Genomic DNA, 23,234 nt, shown 5'->3' on the forward strand with positions numbered 1-23,234 from the left:
ACTCCAGATCGGTGTGGTGGGGCGGGCGCCGGGGACGCGGGCCACGCCCGACGGGTGGCGGCGGGGGCTGCGGGGGGGGGGCTGGGGCGGGGCTGCGATGGGGTGTCAGCCGACGCCCAGGTCGCGGTCGATGAGGTCGAAGATCTCGTCGTCGGTGGCGGACTCCAGGGCGTCCGCCGTGTGCGTCGCCGCGTCCGGGCCGGCGCTCAGCAGGGCGGCCAGGTCGCGCAGCCGTCGCGCTATGTCGGCGCGGGCACCGGGGTCCAGGTCGGGGGCGGACACCGCCGGGAGGAGGGCCTGTTCCATACGGTCGAGTTCCTGCTGGACGCGCAGGGCGTCCATGGGCCCGTCCGGTGTGCCGCCGAGGAGTTCCTCGCGCAGGAGGGCGGCGAGGGCGGTGGGGGTGGGGTGGTCGAAGACGAGGGTGGCGGGGAGCCGCAGGCCGGTGGCCGCGTTGAGGCGGTTGCGCAGTTCGGTCGCGGTCAGGGAGTCGAAGCCGAGGTCCTTGAACGGGCGGTCCGGGGTGAGGGCGTCCGGTGAGGCGTGGCCGAGTACGGCGGCGGCGTGCTCGCGGACCAGGTCCACCAGGGTGTCCTGCCGTTCGAGGTCGGTGAGCCCGGTGAGGCTCTCGCGCAGCCGGGCGGCGGCGTTCGCGTCGGCCGTCCCCTCGTCGCCGGCCGGGTCCTGGCCGCGCAGGGCGCGGGCGGCCTCCGGGATCTCCTCGATCAGGGGGCGGCGGCGCGCCAGGGCGTAGACGGGGGCGAACCGTTCCCAGTCCATGTCGCTCACGGTGAGGGTCGTCTCGCCGTGCCCGACCGCCTCGCGCATGACACCGATCGCCAGCTCGGGCTGCATCTGCCGCAGGCCCATCCGCTCCAGTTGTCCGGCGACGGCCTGCGAGTCCTGGAGCATGCCACCGCCCGCCCAGGCGCCCCAGGCCAGCGAGGTGGCGGTCAGGCCGCGTGCCCGGCGCTCGTGGGCGAGGCCGTCGAGGTAGGCGTTGGCCGCCGCGTACGTACCGTTGCCGGCGCTCCCCCACACGGCCGCGCCGGACGAGAAGAGCACGAACGCGTCCAGGTCCAGTCCGGCGGTGAGTTCGTCGAGGTGACGGGCGCCCTCCACCTTCGCCGACATGCCCGCCACGAGCTCGTCCGGCTCGATGGCGAGGACGTCGGAGAAGGTCGCCACACCGGCGGCGTGCACGACCGCCGTGAGCGGCTCCCCCTCCGGGATGTCCGCCAGGACGGCTGCCAGGGCGTCGCGGTCCGCGACGTCGCACGCCGCGAACGTCACCTGTGCACCCAGCGCCTCCAGTTCGCGGCCCAGGTCGGCGGCGCCCGGCGCCCGCCCGCCACGACGGCTCGTCAGCACCAGATGCGCGGCGCCCTCGGCGGCCAGCCAACGGGCGACATGGGCGCCGATACCACCCGCACCGCCGGTGACCAGGACGGTCCCGCGTGGCGTCCAGGCGTGTGCGGGTTCACGCCCCGGCGCCAGGGCCCGCACCAGCCGCCGTACGTGCACGCCGGACTCCCGTACGGCGACCTGGTCCTCGGCCCCGGCCTCGTCGTCGGCCACGGCCAGCACGGCGGCCAACCGCCTGCCGGTGTCCTCGGTCCAGCGGGTCGGCAGGTCGATCAGCCCGCCCCACCGGTCGGGGTGCTCCAGGCCCACCACCTGCCCGAGCCCCCACAGCTGCGCCGCCTCCGGGCGTACGGCATCGCCCGCGGCGACCATGGCCGCGCCCTCCGTCAGCCACCACAGCGGCGCCCCCACGCCGGCGGCGCGCAGGTCGCGCAGCAGGGACACGGCGTCGGCGAGGGAGCGGGGGGACGCGAGTACGCCCGCGTAGTCGCCCGCGACGGCCTCCGAGGCGGCGCCGGTGGCGACCGTCACCTCGGCTCCGGCCGCCCGCAGCGCCGCCGCGACCCTGTCGTCCGGCCCGCCGGGGGCGGGCATCTCGGGGGTGAGGAGCAGCCACCGTCCGGACAGCCGTGTGTCCTCGGCGAGGGTGCCTCGGCGCCAGACGACCCGGTAGCGCCAGTCGTCGACGGCCCGGCCGACGGCGCCGCCGGCCGACAGGGTCTCGGGCCAGTAGCGCTTGTGCTGGAAGGCGTAGGTGGGAAGGTCCACGGGGGTGGGCCGGGGGCGGGGTTCGGTCTCGGGCCCGTTCTCGCCCGCGCCCTGGCTCTCGCCCTCCGTCCCGGTCGCGGTCCCGGTCCCGGCCCCGTTGAAGCAGGCCCGCCAGTCGACCGGCACCCCCTGCGCGTACGCCTCCCCCAGCGAGAGCAGCAACCGCTGTGGGCCGCCCTCGCCGCGACGCAGCGTCCCCGTGGCGGCGACGTCACGCCCGGCCGCCTCCGCCGTCGCCTGCACCGCGCCGACCAGCACCGGATGGGGGCTGACCTCGATGAAGACCTGGTGCCCGGCCTCGACCAGCCCTGTCACCGTGTCTTCGAGGCGGACGGTGGACCGGAGATTGCGGTACCAGTACTCCGCGTCCAGGCCGGTGGTGTCGAACCGTTGGGCGGTGACCGTCGAGTGGAAGGGGACCGAGGCGGTGACAGGGCCGATGTCCGCGAGCAACTCCGGGATCCGCTCCCGGAGTTGCTCGACCTGTGCGGAGTGCGAGGCGTAGTCCACCTCCACGCGCCGGGCCCGGGCACCGCGCGCCTCCGCGTCGGCGATGACCTCGTCCAGCCCGTCCGGAGTACCGGCCACGACCACCGACGACGGACCATTGACCGCCGCCACCTCCACACGACCATCGACCAGCGCCGACAGCTCGCGCACGTCGTCGACCGGCAGTTGCACGGAGGCCATGCCGCCCCGGCCGGACAGGGCGAGGATCGCCTGCGAACGCAGGGCCACCACACAGGCGCCGTCCTCCAGCGACAGCGCTCCCGCTACGACCGCTGCGGCGATCTCGCCCTGGGAGTGGCCCACTACGGCCGCTGGCTCCACGCCGTACGAGCGCCACACCTCCGCGAGCGACACCATCACCGCCCACAACACCGGCTGCACCACGTCGACTTGGGTCAACTCGCCGCCAGTGGCCAGGACTTCGGTCAGCGACCAGTCCACGAACGACGACAACGCCCGCTCACACTCGGCCATCCGCGCCGCGAACACCGGCGAGGACCCCAGCAGTTCCACCGCCATACCCGCCCACTGCGACCCCTGCCCCGGGAACACGAACACCGGCCCCGGACCTCCGCCGCCACCCGCACGCCCCCGCACCACTGCCGCGTCCGGCCGTCCGTCCGCGACGGCGGCCACACCCCGCAGCAACTCCTCACGGCCGGTACCGACCACCACCGCCCGATGCTCCAGAGCGGCCCGGGACAGGGCCAGTGAGTGGGCGACGGAGCCGCTGGGCAGTTCCTGATGTCGCGTCACATAAGCAGCCAGATGGGTCGCTTGGGCGCGAAGCGCGGCCTCCGTATGACCGGAGAGCGCCCAGGGGACAGGGCCACCGGACCAGGACTCGGGCACGAGCTCGGGCACGGCCCCGGTGGTCAAGCCAGCCTCCGGCGCCTGCTCCAGGACCACGTGCACGTTCGTGCCGCTGATCCCGAACGAGGACACGCCGGCCCGTCGTGGACTCCCGGTCTCCGGCCACGCCCGCTGTTCCGTCAGCAACTCCACCGCGCCCGCCGACCAGTCGACCTCCTTGGACGGCTCGTCCACATGCAAGGTCCTCGGCAGCACCCCGTGGCGCAGCGCCAGCACCGTCTTGATCACACCGGCCGCCCCGGACACCGCCTGGGTGTGCCCGATGTTGGACTTCAACGACCCTAGATACAGGGGACGTTCACGGTTCTGGCCGTAGGTCGCGAGGAGGGCCTGCGCCTCGATCGGGTCGCCCAGCCGGGTCCCGGTCCCGTGGGCCTCGACCGCGTCCACTTCGGACGGGGTGAGTCCCGCGTCGGCCAGGGCGGCGCGGATCACGCGCTGTTGGGCCGGGCCGTTGGGGGCGCTGAGGCCGTTGGAGGCGCCGTCCTGGTTCGCGGCCGAGCCGCGCACCGTGGCGAGCACGGGGTGACCGTTGCGGCGCGCGTCCGACAGGCGTTCCACGACGAGGAAGGCGACGCCCTCGGACCAGCCGGTGCCGTCGGCGGCATCGGCGAAGGCCTTGCAGCGGCCGTCCGACGCCAGGCCGCCCTGCCGGGCGAACTCGTCGAAGGCGCCCGGTGTGGGCATGACGGCGACGCCGCCGGTGAGGGCGAGGTCGCACTCGCCGCCGCGCAGGGCCTGTCCCGCCAGGTGCAGGGAGACCAGGGAGGAGGAGCAGGCGGTGTCCACGGTGAGGGCCGGGCCCTCCAGGCCGAGGGCGTAGGCGATCCGGCCGGACATCACGCTGCCGCTGTTGCCGGTGAGCAGATAGCCGCCAGCGTCGGGCGCGTCGCCGAGGAGGGTGCCGTAGCCGGTGGGTGAGCCGCCGACGAAGACGCCCGTACGGGTGCCGCGCAGTGACGACGGGTCGATGCCGGACCGTTCGATCGCCTCCCAGGACACCTCAAGGAGGAGCCGCTGCTGCGGGTCCATGGCCAGGGCCTCGCGCGGTGAGATGCCGAAGAACTCGGCGTCGAAGCCTCCGATGTCCGTGAGGAAGCCGCCCTGTTGGCTTCCCGAGGCTCCCCAGGCGTCCCAGCCCCGGTCGTCGGGCACGGCGGTGATCTCGTCGCGGCCCTCGGTGACGAGCCGCCACAGGTCCTCGGGGCCCGTGACCCCGCCGGGGAGGCGGCAGGCCATGCCGACGATCGCCAGGGGTTCGTCGTGCTCCGCCCGCCGTACGACGATGGTCCGGGCGGCGGCGGGGTCGGTGCCGCCGCGCAGTTCGCGGTCCAGGTGCCCGGCGAGGGCGGTGGGGGTGGGGTGGTCGAAGACGAGCGTGGCGGGGAGCCGGAGGCCGGTGGCCGCGTCGAGGCGGTTGCGGAGTTCGGTCGCGGTCAGGGAGTCGAAGCCGAGGTCCTTGAAGGGGCGGTGGGCGGCGACCTCCGTCGCGTCGGAGTGGCCCAGCACGGACGCGGCGCGCGAACACACCAACTCCAGCAGTGCGGACCGGCGTTCGCCTTCGGTGAGGGCGTCGATCCGGCGCCGGAGAGCGTCGCCCGCCCCGGCCGGGTGCGCTGTCCCCTCACTGTCGTCGGGGGTGTCCGGGTCGTTCCGCAGGGCGCGGGCGGCCTCCGGGATGTCCTCGATCAGGGGGCGGCGGCGGGCGCCCGCGTACATGGGTGCGAAGCGGGACCATTCCGTGTCGGTGACGGTCAGGCAGGTCTCACCGTGTTCGACCGCCTCCCTCATGACGGACAGCGCGAGCGCGGGGTCCATGAGGGCCAGCCCCATCCGGGCCAGGGACTCCTCGTCCAGGTCGGCCGCCATGCCGTCGGAGCGCCAGGTGCCCCAGGCCAGGGAGGTGGCGGGCAGCCCTCGGGCGCGGCGGGCCTGGGCGAGGCCGTCGAGATGGGCGTTGGCGGCCGCGTAGGCGCCCTGGGAGCCGCCGCCCCAGGAGGCGGCGCCCGAGGAGAAGAGGACGAAGGCGTCCAGGTCCAGGCCGGCGGTGAGTTCGTCGAGGTGGCGGGCCCCGGTCGCCTTGCCGGAGACGACCTCGTCGATCTCCTCGGGGGTCAGGTCGCGCACCTTGGTGTAGCGCACGATGCCGGCGGCGTGGACGACGGCGGTCAGCGGGGTCTCCGCCGGTATGGCCGCCAGGACCGAGGCCAGGGCGTCGCGGTCGGCCGTGTCGCAGGCGGCCAGGGTCACTTCCGTGCCCAGGGACCGCAGTTCCGTCGCGAGCGCCTCGGCGCCCGGTGCTGCGGGGCCGCGACGGCTGGTCAGCAGCAGCCGCTCGGCGCCCTCCCGGGCCAGCCACCGGGCGACATGCGCGCCGACGCCGCCCGTACCGCCGGTGACCAGGACCGTGCCCCGGGGCTTCCACTCCCGGGCCGGCCTCGCCGACGCGGCCAGCGGTGCCCTCACCAGGCGCCGGGCGAACACCTCCGGTCCGCGTACGGCGAGCTGGTCCTCCCCTTGCGCCGCGTCCGCGAGGACGGCCGTGAGCAGCGTGCCCGTGTCGTCGTCCCATACGGCGGGCAGGTCGACGAGGCCGCCCCACCACGTGGGTTCCTCCAGGCTCACGACCTGGCCCAGGCCCCACAGCCGCGCCGCCTCGGGCCGTACGGTGTCGTCGGGCGTGACCCCGGCCGCGTCCACCGTCAGCCACCACAGCGGCACCCTCGTCCCGGCGGACCGCAGCTCCCGCACCAGCGCCACGGCGTCCTCGACCGTGCCGGGCAGGGCCACGACCCCCGCGAAGTCACCGGCCACGGCGCGGGGCGCGACCTCCGCCTCGGCGCCGGCCGCCCGCAGGGCCCGCGCCACCCGCTCCCCTACGGCGTCCCCCGCGTCCACCACCAGCCAACGGCCGGTCAGGGTAAGGGCGTCGGTCAGTTCACGGCGCCGCCACACGACCCGGTAGCGCCAGTCGTCCACCACGCGGCCCCGGCCCGCGGCCACACGGGTGTCGGGCCAGTAGCGGCGGTGCTGGAAGGCGTACGTAGGCAGGCCCACCCGGCGTGCGCCCGTGCCCGCGAACACCGTCCCCCAGTCCACGGCCGCCCCGTGCACATGGGCCTCCGCCAGCGCGGACAGCAGGGTCACCGCGTCGTCCCGGTCCCGGCGCAGGGCCGCGAGAGCCACCAGCTCCGGCTCGGTCTCCCGCACCGAGGAGACCAGCGAGCCGTCCGGGCCCAGCTCCAGCACCGTACCCACGCCCTGCGCCCGCAGCGCGCGTACCCCGTCGGCGAACCGTACGGTCGCCCGCACATGCCGCACCCAGTACTCCGGGGTGCGCAGTTCCTCGCCCGCGATCTCGCCGGTCACGTTGGACACGATCGGGAGCACCGGTTCGGCGAAGCGGACGTCGGCCAGGGCCTCGGCGAAGTCGTCCAGCATGGGTTCCATCAGCGCGGAGTGGAAGGCGTGGCTGACGGCGAGCCGCTTCACCCGCCGCCCCTCGGCCGCGAACCGGTCGGCGACCTCGCGCACGGATTCCTCCGCGCCCGACAGCACGAGCGACGAGGGGCCGTTCACGGCCGCCACCGATACTTCGCTGTCGCGGGGAATCTCCGACTCGTCCGCCCGCACGGCCCACATCGCGCCGCCCGGCGGGAGTGCCCCCATCAGTCTCCCGCGCGCCGCGACCACCCGGCACGCGTCAGCAAGCGACCACATCCCTGCCACATGAGCCGCGACCATCTCGCCCAAAGAATGCCCGAGCACCACATCCGGCTTCACTCCCCATGACTCGGTCAGTCGGAACTGCGCCACTTCCAGCGCGAACAACGCGGGCTGGGCCCATCCGGTGGACTCCAGCACCTCAGCCGGACCGTCGAGGACGACGTCCTTCAACGACCCCGGCAACAACCCGTCGAAGGCCCCGCACACCTCGTCGAACGCGGCGGCGAACACCGGGAACGTCTCGTACAACCCCCGTCCCATACCGGCCCGTTGGGACCCCTGGCCGGAGAACACCACCGCGAGCCCGCCGTCCGACGCGGCGCCCCGTACGAGTCCGGGCGCGTCCTCGCCCGCGACGAGCGCGCGCAGTCCCTCGGCCAGCGCGGGCATCCCGGTGGCGGTGACGGCGGCGCGGTGCTCCATGAGGCCACGGGTGGTGGCCAGGGAGTGGGCGAGGTCGGGGAGCCGTGGGGCGGGGTCGCGGTCGAGGTGGGCGAGGAGGCGTACGGCCTGGTCGCGCAGGGCGGCCTGGCTCTGGGCGCTCAGCAGTACGGGCAGGGCGGGCAGCGGCGGGCCCAGCTCCCGGCCGGCCCGGTCGGACCCCGGTTCCACCCGGCCGGTTCCGTCGGTCCCAGGCTCCTCCCCGCCCGTGCCATCTCCCGGCTCCCCTTCCGCCTGTTCGATGATCACGTGAGCGTTGGTGCCGCTGATCCCGAAGGACGACACCCCCGCCCGGCGCGGGCGGTCCGTGGCCGGCCACTCCCGCTGTTCCGTCAGCACCCGCACCGCGCCCGCCGACCAGTCGACCTGCCGGGTCGGCTCGTCCACGTGGAGGGTGCGCGGCAGGACCCCGTGACGTATCGCCATCACCGTCTTGATGACTCCGGCGACTCCGGCGGCGAACTGGGTGTGGCCGATGTTCGACTTCACGGAGCCGACCCACAACGGCCGGTCCGCCGGGCGTCCTTGTCCGTAGGTCGCCAGCAGGGCCTGGGCCTCGATGGGGTCGCCGAGCCGGGTGCCAGTGCCGTGGGCCTCAACGGCGTCCACGTCGGCGGGCGACAGGCCGGCGCTCGCCAACGCGTCCCGGATCACGCGCTGTTGGGACGGACCGTTCGGTGCCGTAAGGCCGTTGGACGCGCCGTCCTGGTTCACCGCCGAGCCCCGGACGACCGCCAGGACGGGGTGGCCGTTGCGGCGGGCGTCGGACAGCCGCTCCACGACCAGGACGCCCGCGCCCTCGCCCCAGCCGGTGCCGTCGGCCGTGTCCGCGAACGCCTTGCAGCGGCCGTCGGAGGCCGATCCGCCCTGGCTGTCGAACTCGCCGTAGATGGTGGGGGTCGTCATGACGAGGACACCGCCGACGAGCGCGAGGTCGCACTCGCCCGCGCGCAGGGACTGACCGGCCAGGTGGAGGCCGACGAGGGAGGAGGAGCAGGCGGTGTCGACGGTCAGGGCGGGGCCTTCGAGCCCGAGCAGATACGCGATACGGCCGGACATGATGCTGGCGGGCAGGCCGGTGAGGGCGTAGCCGTCGGTGTTCTCCGGGGAGTCGCCGAGGAGGAGACCGTACTCCTGGGTCGCGCCGCCGACGAAGACGCCGGTGCGGGTCGAGCGCAGGGACAGCGGGTCGATGCCCGCGCGTTCGACGGCCTCCCAGGAGACCTCCAGCAGCAGCCTCTGCTGTGGGTCCATCGCCAGGGCCTCGCGCGGCGAGATCCGGAAGAAGGCGGCGTCGAAGTCGCCGGCCGCGGTGAGGAACGCGCCCTGGTGGCGGGGGTCGTAGGTGGGGTGGTGTTCCCAGCCCCGGTCGGTGGGCGGGCCAGTCATGGCGTCGCGGCCCTCGACGACCAGCCGCCACAGATCATCCGGATGGTTCACGCCGTCGGGGAAGCGGCAGCCGATGCCGACGATCGCCAGGGGCTCCGTGGCGGCGGAGGTGAGCCGGTGGTTGTGCCGGCGCAGCCTCTCGTTCTCCAGGAGGGAGGCGCGCAGCGCGTCGATGACCTCGTCGAGAGATGTGTTCATGCCTCGGGCTCCCACTCGTTCTGCCGCTGGTGGTGGACGCTATGGGCCGGTTCGGGGGTGCCCCGGGAAGGGGCCGGGCCCGTCCCCCTAGAGGTGCGGGGACACCTAGGTGCGGGGACACCTAGGGGGTGCAGGGGGCGGGGCTCACCAGACGACGGGGATGCTCAGGGCGCCGTGCACCATGTTGTAGCCGCGGTAGGCGAGTTCCTCGCGCGGGATCGCCAGGCGCAGCTCCGGGAAGCGGCGCAGTACGGCGGGGAAAGCGATCTTCAGCTCCAGCAGGGTCATGGTGGCGCCGGTGCAGCGGTGGATGCCGTGGCCGAAGCCGACCTGCTGGGCCGGGGTGCGGGTGAGGTCGAGGCGGTCGGGGTCGGTGTAGTGGGCCGGGTCTCGGTTGGCGACGGCCAGGGCCGGTACGACGTACTCGCCCGCCTTGATGGTGACGCCGCCGATCTCCAGGTCCTCGGTGGCGGTGCGGCCGCTGGTGGCGGAGATGACGCTGAGGTAGCGCATGAGTTCCTCGACGGCGGAGTCGAGGACGGCCGGGTCGTCGCGCAGCAGGGCGAGTTGGGCGGGGTTCTCGAACAGGGCGAGGAGGCCGAGGCCGAGGGTGTTGGCGGTGGTGTCGAAGCCGGCGGACAGGAACATGTTGCTGATGCCGACGATCTCCTCGTCGTCGAGTTCGTCGCCGTGCTCGCGGACCAGCATGCCGATCATGCCGTCGTTGGGGGCGGCGCGCTGGGCGGTGACGATGTCCAGCATGAAGCGGTGGGCGGCGCCGACGAGGTCCTTGACCTCCTCGGCGGTGGCGGCGAGACCGGCCGCCGCCTTGGCGGTGAGCGCGACGTACTCGGCGCGCTCCTCGTCGCTGAGGCCGAGCAGCTCGCAGATCGCGAAGAGCGGGAAGGGGAACGCGAACGCGGTCATGAAGTCGGCGGGCGGGCCCATGTGTTCCATGGCGTCGAGGCAGTTCTCGGCGATCCGCTCCAGGCGCGGGGTGAGCTCGCGCATGCGGCGGGCGGTGAAGCTGGAGGCGACGGTGCGGCGCAGCCGGGTGTGCTCCGGCGGGTCCATGTTGACGAAGCTGCCCGGGGACACCTCCAGTTGGTCGTCGTCGATACCGGGGAGCATGAGCGTCAGCGGGGTGAGGGCACTGCTGAGGCGGGGGTCGGTGAACATCTGCCGTACGTCGTCGTAGCGGGTGACGATCCAGATGTCCTGGCCGTTCGGCAGGCGCCACTTGTGCACCGGGTCCTTCTCCTGCACCTCGCGCAGCCGCGGGCCCGGGTCGAACGGGCAGACGGCGTCGCGTTGGTAGGGCAGCGGGGTTTCGATGTCGAGGGGCATCGGTCTCCTTGGGGGGTGAGCGAGCGCGAGGTGGCTGTGCCGAACGGGGGGCGCCGGAGTCGAACGTGGGGGTGCCGCTGTGGGACATGGGGGTGCCGGTGTGGAACGTGGGCAACGGTCTCGAACGTGGGGGTGCCGGTGATCGTGACGCTACGGCGCCGTGCCGGGCCTGGGAGCCCCAGAATCGGGGTGGCCGCCCCCTAACCCGGCGGGCCCCGGGGAAGGGGTGGCGGCGGTCCCGGGGGTCAGCGGATGCCGAACTCGTCCCCGATGAGGCTGAGGAGTTCCTCGGTGCTCGCCGCGCTGAGGTCGCTGTCGGCGTCGTCGTCGAGGGGGGTGTCGACGGTGGGTCCGGGGGTACCGCCCGGGGTCTCTTCGAGTTTGGTGAGGAGCACACGCAGACGCAGGGCCAGGGAGGCGCGGCGGGCGGGGTCGTCGGCGGGGGTGCGCAGGGAGGTCTCCAGGGACTCCAGGGCGAGCAGGGCCGGGTCGGGGGCCTGAGCGGGGGTCAGGTCGAGTCCGGTGTGGAGGAGTTCGGCCAGGTCCTTCGGGGTGGGGTGGTCGAAGACCAGGGTGGCGGGCAGCCGTAGGCCGGTGAGGGCGGAGAGCCGGTTGCGCAGGTCCACGGCCATGAGGGAGTCGAAGCCCAGGCTCTGGAAGGGCTTGCCGGAGGGCACGGTGTCCGCCGAGGGCAGTCCGGCGGCGGTCGCGGCCTCGGCCCGCACCAGCTCCACCAGGGCGGCGGTGCGGTCCGCCTCGGACAGCGGCAGCAGCCGCTCCCGCAGGCCCGACACCGCCGTCGCCGGTCCGGCCGGTCCTCCGCCGCCCGCGCGGGTTCCGGCGGCCAGGGAGCGCAGCAGGACGGGTGTCGTGGGCGAGCCGGGGTCGAGGGCCGAGGTGTCCAGGCGTACGGGGACGGCGACGCTCGCGCCGGTGGTGAGGGCCGCGTCGAACAGGGCCATGCCCTCACGGGGGTCGAGCTGGCGCAGCCCGACGCGGGCGATGCGCTTCAGATCGCTGTCGGCGACACCGGCCGTCATGCCCTCGCCGCGCTGCCAGGGGCCCCAGGCGAGCGACAGCGCGGGGAGTCCGGCGGCGGCCCGGCGCACGCACAGGGCGTCCGCGAAGGCGTTGGCCGCCGCGTAGTTGGCCTGTCCTGCGCCGCCCATCGTGCCGGCCAGCGAGGAGAACACCACGAAGGCGTCCAGGTCCCGGTCGGCGGTCAGCTCGTGCAGATGCTCCACGGCCGCCGTCTTGACCGGCAGCACCGCGTCGACCTGGGCGGGGGTGAGAGCGGTGAGCGTGGCGTCGTCGACGGTCCCGGCGGTGTGCACGACGGCCTTCAGCTCCGGGACGGTCTCCAGCAGCGCGGCCAGCGCGGCACGGTCGGTGATGTCACAGGCCTCGGCCCGGACCGTGGCGCCGAGCCCGGCGAGTTCGGCGAGCAACTCCTCCATCCCGGGCGCGTCACCGCCCCGCCGTGCGGCCAGCAACAGATCCCGGACCCCGTGCCGGGTGACCAGATGCCGGGCCACGAGGCGGCCCAGGGTGCCGGTGGCACCGGTGATGAAGACGGTGCCGGTGGTGGGCCAGACGGGGGCTGGGGGCGGGGCGGGCTCAGGGGTGGAGCGGCTGTCGGCGGCGGGGGTGCCGGTCGCCGGCGTGCCGGTCGCCTGCCCGGCGGGGCTGAGGCGGCCCAGGCGTGGGACGCGTATCTCGGCGGCGCGCAGGGCGAGTTGGGGTTCCCCGGCGGCCAGGGCCTGGGCGACGGCCAGGGGCAGGGGTGTGGTGGCGTCGGGGAGGTGGTCGATGAGCAGGACGCTGCCCGGGTTCTCCAGTTGGGCGGAGCGGGCCAGGCCCCAGACGGCGGCGGCGGCCGGGGCGGTCACGGTCTCGTGGTCCGAGGCGCGGACGGCGCCGGAGGTGCACAGGACAAGCTGGGTGCCCGCCATGGTGGTGTCGGCGGTCCATCGCTGCAGCAGGGTGAGGGCTGCGTGCACGGCGTCGCGGGCGGCGGCCGAGGTCGGTGCGGCGGGCGGCAGCGGTACGACGACCACGTCGGGCGGGTCGCCACCGGCGCGCAGGGCGTCCAGGTCGGCGTGGTGCTCGACGGCCCCGGCGGTCCGCAGCAGCGGTTCGGCGTGCGCGTACGCCGTGGTGTCGCCGAGGACAGCGAACCGGCGCGGCGGCCGCCCGTCCGGGGCGGCGTCGAGGGCGGTCCACTCGGTGCGCAGCAGCCATTCGGGGCGGATGCGGGTGGTGTCCAGGCCCTCGGTGGACGCGGTCCGCATGTGCAGGGCGGCGACGGAGGCCACGGGGCGCCCGGAGGGGTCGGTGAGTTCCACGGACACCCGGTCCCCGGCCTCGTCGCGGACGTGTACGCGCAGCGCGGTCGCCCCCTGCGCGTGGCCGGTGACTCCCCGCCAGGCGAACGGCAGCAGGGGGCCGCCGCTCTCGGGCGCGGCGGGGCGGAAGGCGAGGGAGTGCATGGCGGCGTCGAGGAGGGCGGGGTGTACGGCGAAGCCGCCCCCGGCCGCCTCGGGCAGCCGCACCTCCGCGAACACCTCGTCACCGCGCCGCCAGGCCGCGGTCAGGCCGCGGAAGGCCGGGCCGTAGGTGAAGCCGTAGTCGACCAAGTCGTCGTAGAAGGTGGCCAGTTCGACGGGTTCGGCGTCCTGCGGGGGCCAGGCGGTGAGGGGCGGGGTGGTGGGTGAGCCGGGTGCCTGCGGGGCCAGGGTGCCTTCGGCGTGGGCGGTCCAGGTGTCCGGGGTCCAGGTTGTGTCGTCCTGCGCGGTGCCGTCGGCCCCGATGCCGTCGGGCCCGGTGCCTTCGGGCTCCGTGCGGGAGTGGACGGTCAGGGCGCGCCGGCCGGTGTCGTCGGGCGGGCCGACGGTGACCTGGAGCTGCACGGGTGCGTCGGCCGGGATCAACAGGGGTGCGGCCAGGGTGAGTTCGTCGAGGTGGTGGCAGTCGAGCCGGCGGCCCGCCCACAGGGCGAGTTCGACGAATCCGGTGCCGGGGAAGAGGGCGGTGTCGAGGACGGCGTGGTCGGTGAGCCAGGGGTGGGCGGCCGTGGACAGTTCGCCGGTGAACAGGGTGGTGCCGTCGGCGGCCGAGGTGACGCGGGCGCCGACCAGGGGGTGCCCGGTGGGGCGCAGGCCGAGCGCGGTGAGGTCGCCGGTGGTGCCTGCCGGGCGGGGTTCGGGCCAGTAGCGGGAGCGCTGGAAGGGGTAGGTGGGCAGGTCGACGCGGCGGGCGCCGGAGCCGGCGAAGACGGCGGTCCAGTCGACGGGTGCGCCCGCCAGATGGGCGCGGGCGACGGCGGTGAGCAGGCTCTCCCCTTCCGGGGCGTCCTTGCGCTGCGCGGCCACGCACACCGTACGGTCGAAACCGGCGTCGGGGTCGGGGGCGGCGTCGGGGTCGGCTTCCGCGTCCAGGCAGGTGTGCGCCGAGCCGGTCAGGACGCCGTCGGGGCCGGCCTCCAGCAGGACGGTGACGCCCTCGGCGACCAGGGTGCGCACCCCGTCGGCGAAGCGGACCGTCTCCCGTACGTGCCGGACCCAGTAGTCGGGCGAGCAGGCCTGCTCGGGTGTGAGGAGTTCTCCGGTGACGTCGGAGACGACGGGGATCCGGGGCGGGTGGAGGTCGAGTTCGGCGACGACCTGGGCGAAGTCGTCGAGCATCGGCTCCATGAGGGGTGAGTGGAAGGCGTGACTTACTGTCAGGAACCGTGCCCGTATGTCCTGTTCGGTGAAGTGGTCGCGGAGGGTGCCGAGCGCTTCGGCCGGGCCGGAGAGCACGACGGAGCCGGGGGCGTTGACGGCGGCCACGACGACGTCCGGGTGGTCCGCCAGCGTCTCGGCGGCCTGCTTCTCGTCAACCGCGACGGCCAACATGGCACCGCCTGGCGGGAGTTGTTGCATCAACCGGCCCCGGGCGGCGATGAGTCGGCAGGCGTCGGGCAGGGTCAGTACGCCGGCGATGTGGGCGGCGGCGATCTCCCCGACGGAGTGCCCGAGCAGATAGTCGGCGCGCACCCCCCAGCTCTCCAGCAGCCGGTACAGGGCGGTCTCGAAGGCGAACAGCGCGGGCTGGGTGTACTCGGTGCGGTGCACGGCCTCCGGGTCGGGGTCCTCCGTCCCGGTGCCGAGCACGATCTCGGCGAGGGGGCGCGGCAGTTGGGGGTCGAGGTGCACGCAGACGGCGTCGAAGGTCTCGGCGAACACCGGGTGGTCGGCGTACAGCTCCCGGCCCATGCCGAACCGCTGGGCGCCCTGTCCGGTGAACAGCACCGCCAGCGTGCCCTCGCGGGCGGTGTCGCGCAGCAGGCCGGGCGGCAGTTCGCCGGCGGCGAGGGCGGCGAGGGCGGCTCCCGCCCCGGCACGGTCGCGTACGACGGCGGCGGCCCGGTGGTCCAGGGCGGCGCGGGTGGTGGCGAGCGAACGGGCGAGGTCGGCGACGTCCAGGTCCGGGGCGGTCTCCAGGCGGTCGAGCAGGCGGGCCGCCTGGTCGCGCAGCGCGTTCTCGTCGTGTGCGGTGACCAGGAGCGGCCAGGGGCGGGAAGAGATGGTGACCGGTGTCCCGACGGCGTCCTCGGCAGGCGCCTGTTCGAGGACGACGTGGGCGTTGGTGCCGCTGATGCCGAACGACGAGACACCCGCCCGGCGTGGACGGCCCGTCTCGGGCCACGGCCGGGACTCCGCGAGCACCTCCACCGACCCCGTCGACCAGTCGATCCGCGGCGACGGCTCGTCGACGTGGAGCGTCCTGGGCAGCGTGCCGTGCCGCATCGCCAGGACCGTCTTGATGATGCCGCCGACACCCGCCGCCGACATGGTGTGCCCGATGTTGGACTTCAACGAGCCGAGATACAGGGGCCGTTCACGGTCCTGGCCGTAGGTGGCGAGCAGCGCGTGCGCCTCGATCGGGTCGCCGAGCCGGGTGCCGGTGCCGTGCGCCTCCACGGCGTCGACGTCCGACGGCAGGCAGCCGGCGTCGGCCAGCGCGTCGCGGATCACCCGTTGCTGGGCCAGTCCGTTGGGGGCGGTGAGGCCGTTGGACGCGCCGTCCTGGTTGACCGCCGTGCCGCGCACGACGGCCAGGACGGGGTGCCCGTGGCGGCGGGCGTCGGAGAGCCGTTCCACGAGCAGCAGGCCCACGCCCTCCGACCAGCCGGTGCCGTCGGCCGCCGCCGCGAACGCCTTGCATCGGCCGTCCGCCGCCAGTCCGCCCTGGCGTTCGAAATCGGCGAAGAGTGACGCGTCGGGCATGACGCAGACACCGCCGGCCAGCGCCAGGTCGCACTGGCCGCCGCGCAGCGCCTGGACGGCGGAGTGCAGGGCCACCAGGGAGGAGGAGCAGGCGGTGTCGACGGTGACGGCCGGGCCCTCAAGGCCGAGGACGTACGAGACCCGGCCGGAGATCACGCTCGTGGCGGTGCCGGTGACGGTGTACCCGGCCAACTGCTCCGAGCCGGGCGGGAAGAGCAGCGAGTAGCCGAGCCCGGCGGCGCCGACGTACACACCGGTGCGGGTGCCGCGCAGGGTCGTCGGGTCGATGCCCGCGTGTTCGATCGCCTCCCAGGAGGTCTCCAGGAGCAGCCGCTGCTGCGGGTCCATGGTGAGGGCCTCGCGCGGGGTGATCCCGAAGAAGCCGGGGTCGAAGCCGGCGACGTCGTCGAGGAAGCCGCCGCGCGCGGAGTCCTGGATCCGCCAGCCGCGGTCGCGGGGGAACCCGGTGATGCCGTCGCGGCCTTCGGCGAGCAGCTGCCACAGCTCGTCGGGGCTGGTGACGCCGCCGGGGAAGCGGCAGGCCATGCCGACGATCGCGAGGGGTTCGTCGGCGGCGGCGCGTCGGCGGTCGGCGGTGGCCCCTGTCGCTGCCGTGGTGGCCGGGGCGGCGGTCGGTGCGTCCTCGAACAGTTCCGCGTACAGGGCCCGCACCATGCGGCGGGGCGAGGGGTGGTCGAAGACGACGGAGACGGGCAGCCGCAGTCCGGTGGCGGTGGCGAGCCGGTTGCGGAAGTCGACGGCGGTGAGGGAGTCGAAGCCGAGTTCCTTGAAGGGCCGGCCCGCCTGGACGGTGTCGGCGTCCGGGTGGCCGAGGGCCGCGGCGGCGGTGTCACGGACGAGCCGCAGCAGGACGCGGGTGCGTTCGGTCTCGGTGAGCGGGGTCAGCCGGGCCCGCAGCGAGTCTGGGTCGGCGTCGGCGGAGGTGTCGGCGGCGACCGCGCGGCGGGGGCGGGCGGGTCGGGTCGAAGGGGCGGGGGCGGCGGGCACGGAGGCGGGGTCGACACGGTCGAGGCGTTCGGCGGCCGGCGCCGCGAGCAGGCCGGCCGGGTCGGCGGGGCGCAGCAGCAGGGAGTCGGCGACGGCCACCGGGGCGCCGGTGGCGTCGGCGAGCAGCAGCGCGACGGTGCGTTCGCCGGTGCGGGTCAGCCGGATCCGCAGCCGGGCGGCGCCGGTGGCGTGGAGTTCGACGCCGGACCAGGAGAACGGGACGGCGACCTCCTGGTCGTCCCCGAGCGCGTACAGGGCGTGCAGCGCGGCTTCGGCGAGGGCGGGGTGCAGGCCGAAGCGGGTGGCCTCGGTGTGCTGTCCGGCGGGCAGCGCCACCTCCGCGTACACCGTGTCGTCGGTGCGCCACAGCGCGCTGAGCAGGCGGCGCTCGGGGCCGTAGTCGAAGCCGTCGGCGGCGAGCCGCTCGTACAGTCCCTCGACCGGTACGGGCGTGCCGTCGGCCGGTGGCCATGCCGTCAACTCCGGGGCCGGGGCGGGGGCGGCGGGGGCAGGGGTGTTGCCCGCGCTGTCGGCGGGGCCGGTTTCGGGGACGAGGGTGCCGGAGGCGTGCAGGGTCCAGGGTCCGTCCGTGCCGGGGTCGGCCGGGGAGGCGTGGACGGCGAGGGTGCGGCGGCCCTGCCGGTCGGCGCCGATCCTGATCTGGAGGCCGACGGCGCCGTCCGGGGGCAGTGACAGCGGGGTGTGCAGGGTGAGTTCCTCGATCCGGCCGCTGCCGACCTGGTCGCCGGCGAGGACGGCGAGTTCGACGAAGGCCGTGCCCGGCAGGACCGCGCGGTCGCCGATGCGGTAGCCGGCGAGCCAGGGGTGGTCGTGCGGGGAGATCCGCCCGGTGAGGACGGCACCGTCGTCGTCGGCGAGCCGCACCAGCGCGCCCAGCAGGGGGTGGCGCAGCGGGCCGAGACCGGCCGAGGAGACGTCGGCGCCCCGGCGGGGGCCGTCGGGCCAGTGCCGGGTGCGCTGGAAGGCGTAGGTGGGCAGGTCGACGCGGTGGCCGCCGGTGCCGGCGAAGACGCGCGGCCACTCGACGGGGGCGCCGCCCGTCCAGGCCTGGGCGAGGGCGGTGCGCAGCCGGCCGGGGCCGCCGTCGCCCCGGCGCAGGGTGCCGGTGGCGGTGATCTCGTGGTCGTCGGCCTCGGCGCACTGCTGGACGGAGCTGACGAGGACGGGGTGCGGGCTGGGCTCCACGAACAGACGGTGGCCGTCGGCGAGCAGGGCCCGGACGGCCGGTTCGAAGCGGACGGGTTCGCGCATGTTGCGGCACCAGTAGGCGGCGTCGAGCCCGGCGGTGTCGAACGGGCCGCCGGTGACGGTGGAATAGAACGGCACCTCGCCGCCGCGCGGTTCCAGGACCGCGAGGTCGGCCGTCAACCGCTCCCGCAACGCCTCGACGTGCGGCGAGTGACCGGGGCTGCCGGCGCCGGGGATCCGCCGGGCCTGCACACCGTCGGCGGCGCAGGCGGCGACGAACGCGTCGCAGGCGTCGGGGTCGCCGGTGAGCGCGACGGAGGCGGGGCCGTTGACGGCCGCGATCCACAGCCGGTCGGCCCAGGGGGCGAGCCGGGACCGGACCTGGTCCTCGGGCAGCAGTACGGAGGCCATGCCGCCGCGCACGGTCAGGGTGCGCAGGGCGCGGCTGCGCAGCACGACCACCCGGACCGCGTCTTCGAGCGTGAGGCCCCCGGCGATGTGCGCGGCGGCGATCTCGCCCTGCGAGTGGCCGGTCACCGCGTCCGGTTCGACGCCGTACGCCCGCCAGGTCCGCGCCAGCGACACCATCACGGTGAACAGGACGGGCTGGACGACGTCGATACGGTCCGGGTCGATGTCACCGGGTTCGCCGCGCAGGACGTCGAGGACGTTCCAGTCGACGAGTTGCCCCACGGCTTCCGCGCACTCACGGGCGCTCTCGGCGAACACCGGCTCGGTGTCGAGGAGTTCACGGGCCATGCCGAGCCACTGAGAGCCCTGCCCCGGCAGTACGAACGCGGTCCTGCCGGTGACGGCGGTCCCCTCGGCGAGGGTGTCGTGCGGTCGGCCCTCGGCGAGCGCGGTGAGGCCCGCGAGGAGGGTGTCGCGGTCGGCGGCGAGCACGGCGGCCCGCCGGTCGAGGGGGGTACGGGTGGTGGCGAGGGAGTACGCGACGTCGGCGAGCGCGGGCTCGGACTCGGGCTCGGACTCGGAGCGGCCTGCGCCGGTGTCGGGGTTCGTTGCGCAATTCGTATCGGGGTTGGCGTCGGGGCCGGTGTCGGTGAGGTGGTCGGCGAGTCGGCGGGCCTGGGCGCGGAGCGCGGCGGTGCCGTGGGCGGAGAGGACGGCGGGGAGGGGGACGGCGGGGACGGTGTCCGGGGCCGGGTGTTCTTCGGTGGTTGCGGCGGCGGAGGCGGGGGCCTGTTCGAGGATGACGTGGGCGTTGGTGCCGCTGACCCCGAAGGAGGAGACGGCGGCGCGGCCGGGGGTGCCGCCGTCCGGCCAGGGGCGGGGCTCGTCGAGCAGGCGTACGGTGCCGGAGGACCAGTCGACGAACGGGGTCGGGTCGTCGGCGTGCAGGGTCTTCGGCAGCACGCGTTCCCGCAGTGCGAGCACCATCTTGATGATGCCGCCGACGCCCGCGGCGGCCTGGGTGTGCCCGATGTTGGACTTCAGGGAGCCGAGCCACAGCGGCCGTCCGTCGGGGCGGGCGGCGCCGTACGTGGCGAGCAGCGCGTCGGCCTCGATGGGGTCGCCGAGCCGGGTGCCGGTGCCGTGCGCCTCGACGGCGTCGACGTCGGCGGCGGTGAGCCCGGCGTCGGCGAGGGCGTCCCGGACGACCCGCTGCTGGGAGGGCCCGTTGGGGGCGCTCAGACCGTTGGAGGCGCCGTCCTGGTTCACCGCCGTGCCCCGGACTACTGCCAGCACCGGGTGGCCGTTGCGCAGGGCGTCCGACAGCCGCTCCACCACGACGACACCGGCGCCCTCGCTCCATCCGGCGCCGTCGGCCCCCGCGCCGAACGCCTTGCAGCGCCCGTCGGGGGCGAGCGAGCCCTGCCGGGAGAGCATCACGTGCACATCGGGCGTGGCCATCACGGTGACCCCGCCGGCCAGCGCCAGATCGCATTCGCCGGCCCGCAGCGCCCGTACGGCCAGATGCAGCGCGACCAGGGAGGACGAGCAGGCGGTGTCCACGGTGAGGGCGGGGCCCTCCAGGCCGAGGACGTACGAGATCCGGCCGGACAGCACGCTGTTGGAGACCCCGGTGGACCCGTGGCCGTCGATACGGCCCTCGGTGGTGGTCAGGAGCGTGGCGTAGTCCTGCTGGGAGACGCCGGCGAACACACCGGTGCGGCTGCCCTTGAGCGTCCGGGTGTCGATGCCGGCGCGCTCCAGCGCCTCCCAGGAGGATTCCAGGAGCAGCCGCTGCTGCGGGTCCACGGAGTGCGCCTCGCGCGGGGAGATCCCGAAGAACGCGGCGTCGAAGGAGGCGATGTCGTCGAGGAAGCCGCCCTCCCGGACGTAGCAGGTGCCCTCCTTCGACGGGTCGGGGTCGTAGAGGGCGCCCAGGTCCCAGCCCCGGTCGGCGGGGAAGGGACCGATGGCGTCGCGGCCCTCGGCGACGAGCCGCCACAGGTCCTCCGGTGACCGTACGCCTCCCGGGTAGCGGCAGGCCATGCCGACGACGGCGATCGGTTCGCGGGCCGCCGACTCCAGTTCGCCCAGGCGCTTGCGCGTCCGGTGCAGTTCCGCGGCGACCTGCTTGAGATAGTCGCGGAGTTCCTTGTCATCAGCCATGTGAACCGTTCACTCCTTGCCGAGTTCCGTGCGGATGAAGTCCAGCAACTCGTCGTCCGAGGCCGTGGCGAGCCGTGTGTCCACGTCGGCGCCACCGCCCTCGTCCCCGGTGCCCTCGCCCGCGCCCACGGCGGCCAGGGTCCGCAACCGGGCGGCGGCGCGCGGCCGTTCGGGGTCGTCGAAGGCCAACTCCGCGATTGCCGCTTCCAGTTGGTCGAGGAGGGCGGGGAGCGCGGGCCGGTGCCCGGGGGCCGCCGGGCCGGCGTGGTCGAGGAGGCGCCGGTCCAGCTGTTCGGCCAGGGCAGCGGGGCTGGGGTGGTCGAAGACGAGGGCGGCGGGCAGCGGCAGCCCCGTGGCGGCGGCGAGGCTGTTGCGCAGCTCCACCGCCGTCAGCGAGTCGAACCCGGCCTCGCGGAACGACCGGCGCGGGTCGAGGCTGTCGGGCGACGGATAGTCGAGCACGGCCGCCGCCCGCGCCCTGACCAGGTCGAGCAGTGTGCGGGCGCGCTCGGCGGCGGGCAGCGCGGCCAGCCGCGCGGCGTGGTCGGCGGCGGAGGCGGACGCGTTGTCCGGGGGCCCGGCGCCAAGGGCCTGGGGCTGCCGGTTCGCTTGAGTCGCCGCCCTGTCGCCCGTCAGGGTCCGCGGGACCAGGTCGCGCAGGGCCGGGGGCAGTGTGCCGGCGGCGGCGCGGTCGCGCAGGACGGCAGGGTCGGTCCGCATCGGCACGAGGACGGCCTCGTCGCCCGCCCACGCCCGGTCGAACAGGGCGAGCCCCCGCTCCGCGTCGAGCGGCAGCACACCCGCCCGCGCGAGCCGCCGCAGGTCCACCTCGGCGAGCCGACCGCCCATGCCACCGCCGGTGCCCCACAGCCCCCAGGCCAGCGAGGTAGCGGGCAGCCCCCGCGCCCGGCGACTGCGGGCCAGGGCGTCCAAGTAGGCGTTGGCGGCGGCGTAGTTGGCCTGTCCGGCGCCGCCGAGGGTGCCGACGGCGGAGGAGAAGAGCACGAAGTGCGACAGGTCCGCGTCGCGGGTCAGCGCGTGGAGGTGGTGGGCGGCGTCGGCCTTGGGCCCGAGGACGGTGTCCACGCGTTCCGGGGTGAGCGCCGTGATCACCCCGTCGTCGACGACTCCGGCGGTGTGCACCACCCCCGTCAGCGGCCGGTCCGCCGGAATCGAGGCGAGGACCGAGGCGAGCGCCTCCCGGTCGGACACGTCGCAGGCGGCGAACACAGCCCGGGCACCGGCCCGTTCGAGCTCGGCTGCCAGCACGTCCGCACCCGGGGCGTCGCCCCCGCGCCTGCCGACGAGCAGCAGGTCGCGTACGCCATGGACGGCGACCAAGTGCCGGGCGACGAGCCCGCCCAGCTCACCGGTACCGCCGGTGACGAGCACGGTGCCGTGCTCGCGCGTCGTCGGCGGACCGGCGGGCGCAGCCTCGGCGCGGACGAGCCGGGGCACCCGCAACGCGCCTTCCCTGACGGCGACTTGGGACTCACCCCGGGCCAGTGCGGTGGCCACGGCGGACGCCAGGGCGGGCGCGTCCGTGCCGTCGTCGGCCAGATCGACGAGAACGAACCGGTCGGGGAACTCGGCCTGCAGCGACAGCAACAGCCCCCACACCGCCGCCCCCGCCGGGTCGCCGGTCGTCGCCCCGCCCGTCACGATCACCACAGGGGACTCCGCCGACCGCTCCTGGGCGAGCAGGTCCTGAACACGGGCGAGCGTGTCGTGCATGGAATGGCGTACGGCTTCGGGCTCGCCACCCTCTCCGTCGGTGCCGGGCGCGGCGTCGAGGGCGAGTACGACGAACTGCGCCGCCTCCCCCACGGGCTCCAGGCGGGCGTGTACATCGGCCGAGTTCCCGGGACGCAGCGCCAGGGCCTTGGCCAGGGTCCCGGCCCGCCCGTCCGGCTGCCCGAGAACCGCCCAGCGCGCCTCCTCGGGCGGAGCGACGCCGTCCACGGGCTGCCAGTTCGTGGTGAAGAGGCTGCCCGCCGCCGCCTGCACCTCAGCCGCGTCGGCTTCCGCGGCGGCGGCGTGGTCCTCCGCGCCCTGCCGGGTCGTCTCCAGCCAGTAGGCAGCGCGCTGGAAGGCGTACGTCGGCAGGTCCACCCGGCGCGCCCCGGTCCCGGCCAGGAAAGCGGGCCAGTCCACGCCGGCCGACCGTACGTGCAGCCGCCCGAGCGTGGTGACGAGGGAGCGCACCTCGCCCCGGCCCTTGCGCAGGGCGGCGACCGCGGAAGCCTCCGGCGCGGTCTCCTGGATCAGGGAGACGAGGGAACCGTCGGGGCCGACCTCCAGGACCGTGGTCGCGTCCTGCGCCCGGAGGGCACGGACACCATCGGCGAAACGGACGGTCGCGCGGACGTGCCGGACCCAGTAGCCGGGGGTCGACAACTCCTCCCCCGCCACCTCACCGGTCACGTTCGACACGACGGGGACGGACGGCTCGTGGAACGTCACGCCCGCCAGCGCCTCGGCGAAATCGTCCAGCATCGGTTCCATCAGAGCGGAGTGGAAAGCGTGGCTGACCGCCAGCCGCTTGACCCGCCG

At 75.0% G+C, this 23,234-nt stretch carries 4 protein-coding genes; all 4 read right to left on the bottom strand.

Annotated features, from left to right (window positions below):
* Positions 1–105: 105 nt before the first annotated feature.
* On the bottom strand, positions 106–9,270 hold the full coding sequence (locus ABT147_RS02590; protein ID WP_351401903.1) for a type I polyketide synthase: 9,165 nt from the start codon (positions 9,268–9,270) through the stop codon (positions 106–108).
* A gap of 144 nt (positions 9,271–9,414) precedes the next feature.
* Positions 9,415–10,617: a cytochrome P450 gene (locus ABT147_RS02595; protein ID WP_351401905.1), complete on the bottom strand. Its 1,203-nt coding sequence runs from the start codon at positions 10,615–10,617 to the stop codon at positions 9,415–9,417.
* A 245-nt stretch (positions 10,618–10,862) separates the two neighbouring features.
* A complete protein-coding gene (locus ABT147_RS02600; RefSeq protein ID WP_351401907.1) occupies positions 10,863–20,681 on the bottom strand; it encodes a type I polyketide synthase in 9,819 nt (3,272 codons plus the stop codon).
* Between the two features lie 9 nt (positions 20,682–20,690).
* Positions 20,691–23,234, bottom strand: a 2,544-nt coding sequence (locus ABT147_RS02605) for an SDR family NAD(P)-dependent oxidoreductase (RefSeq protein ID WP_351401909.1), incomplete at its 5' end; no start/stop codon positions are given.

Origin of the sequence: Streptomyces sp. NPDC001868, from assembly GCF_040297125.1 — a bacterium.
Taxonomy (GTDB): domain Bacteria; phylum Actinomycetota; class Actinomycetes; order Streptomycetales; family Streptomycetaceae; genus Streptomyces.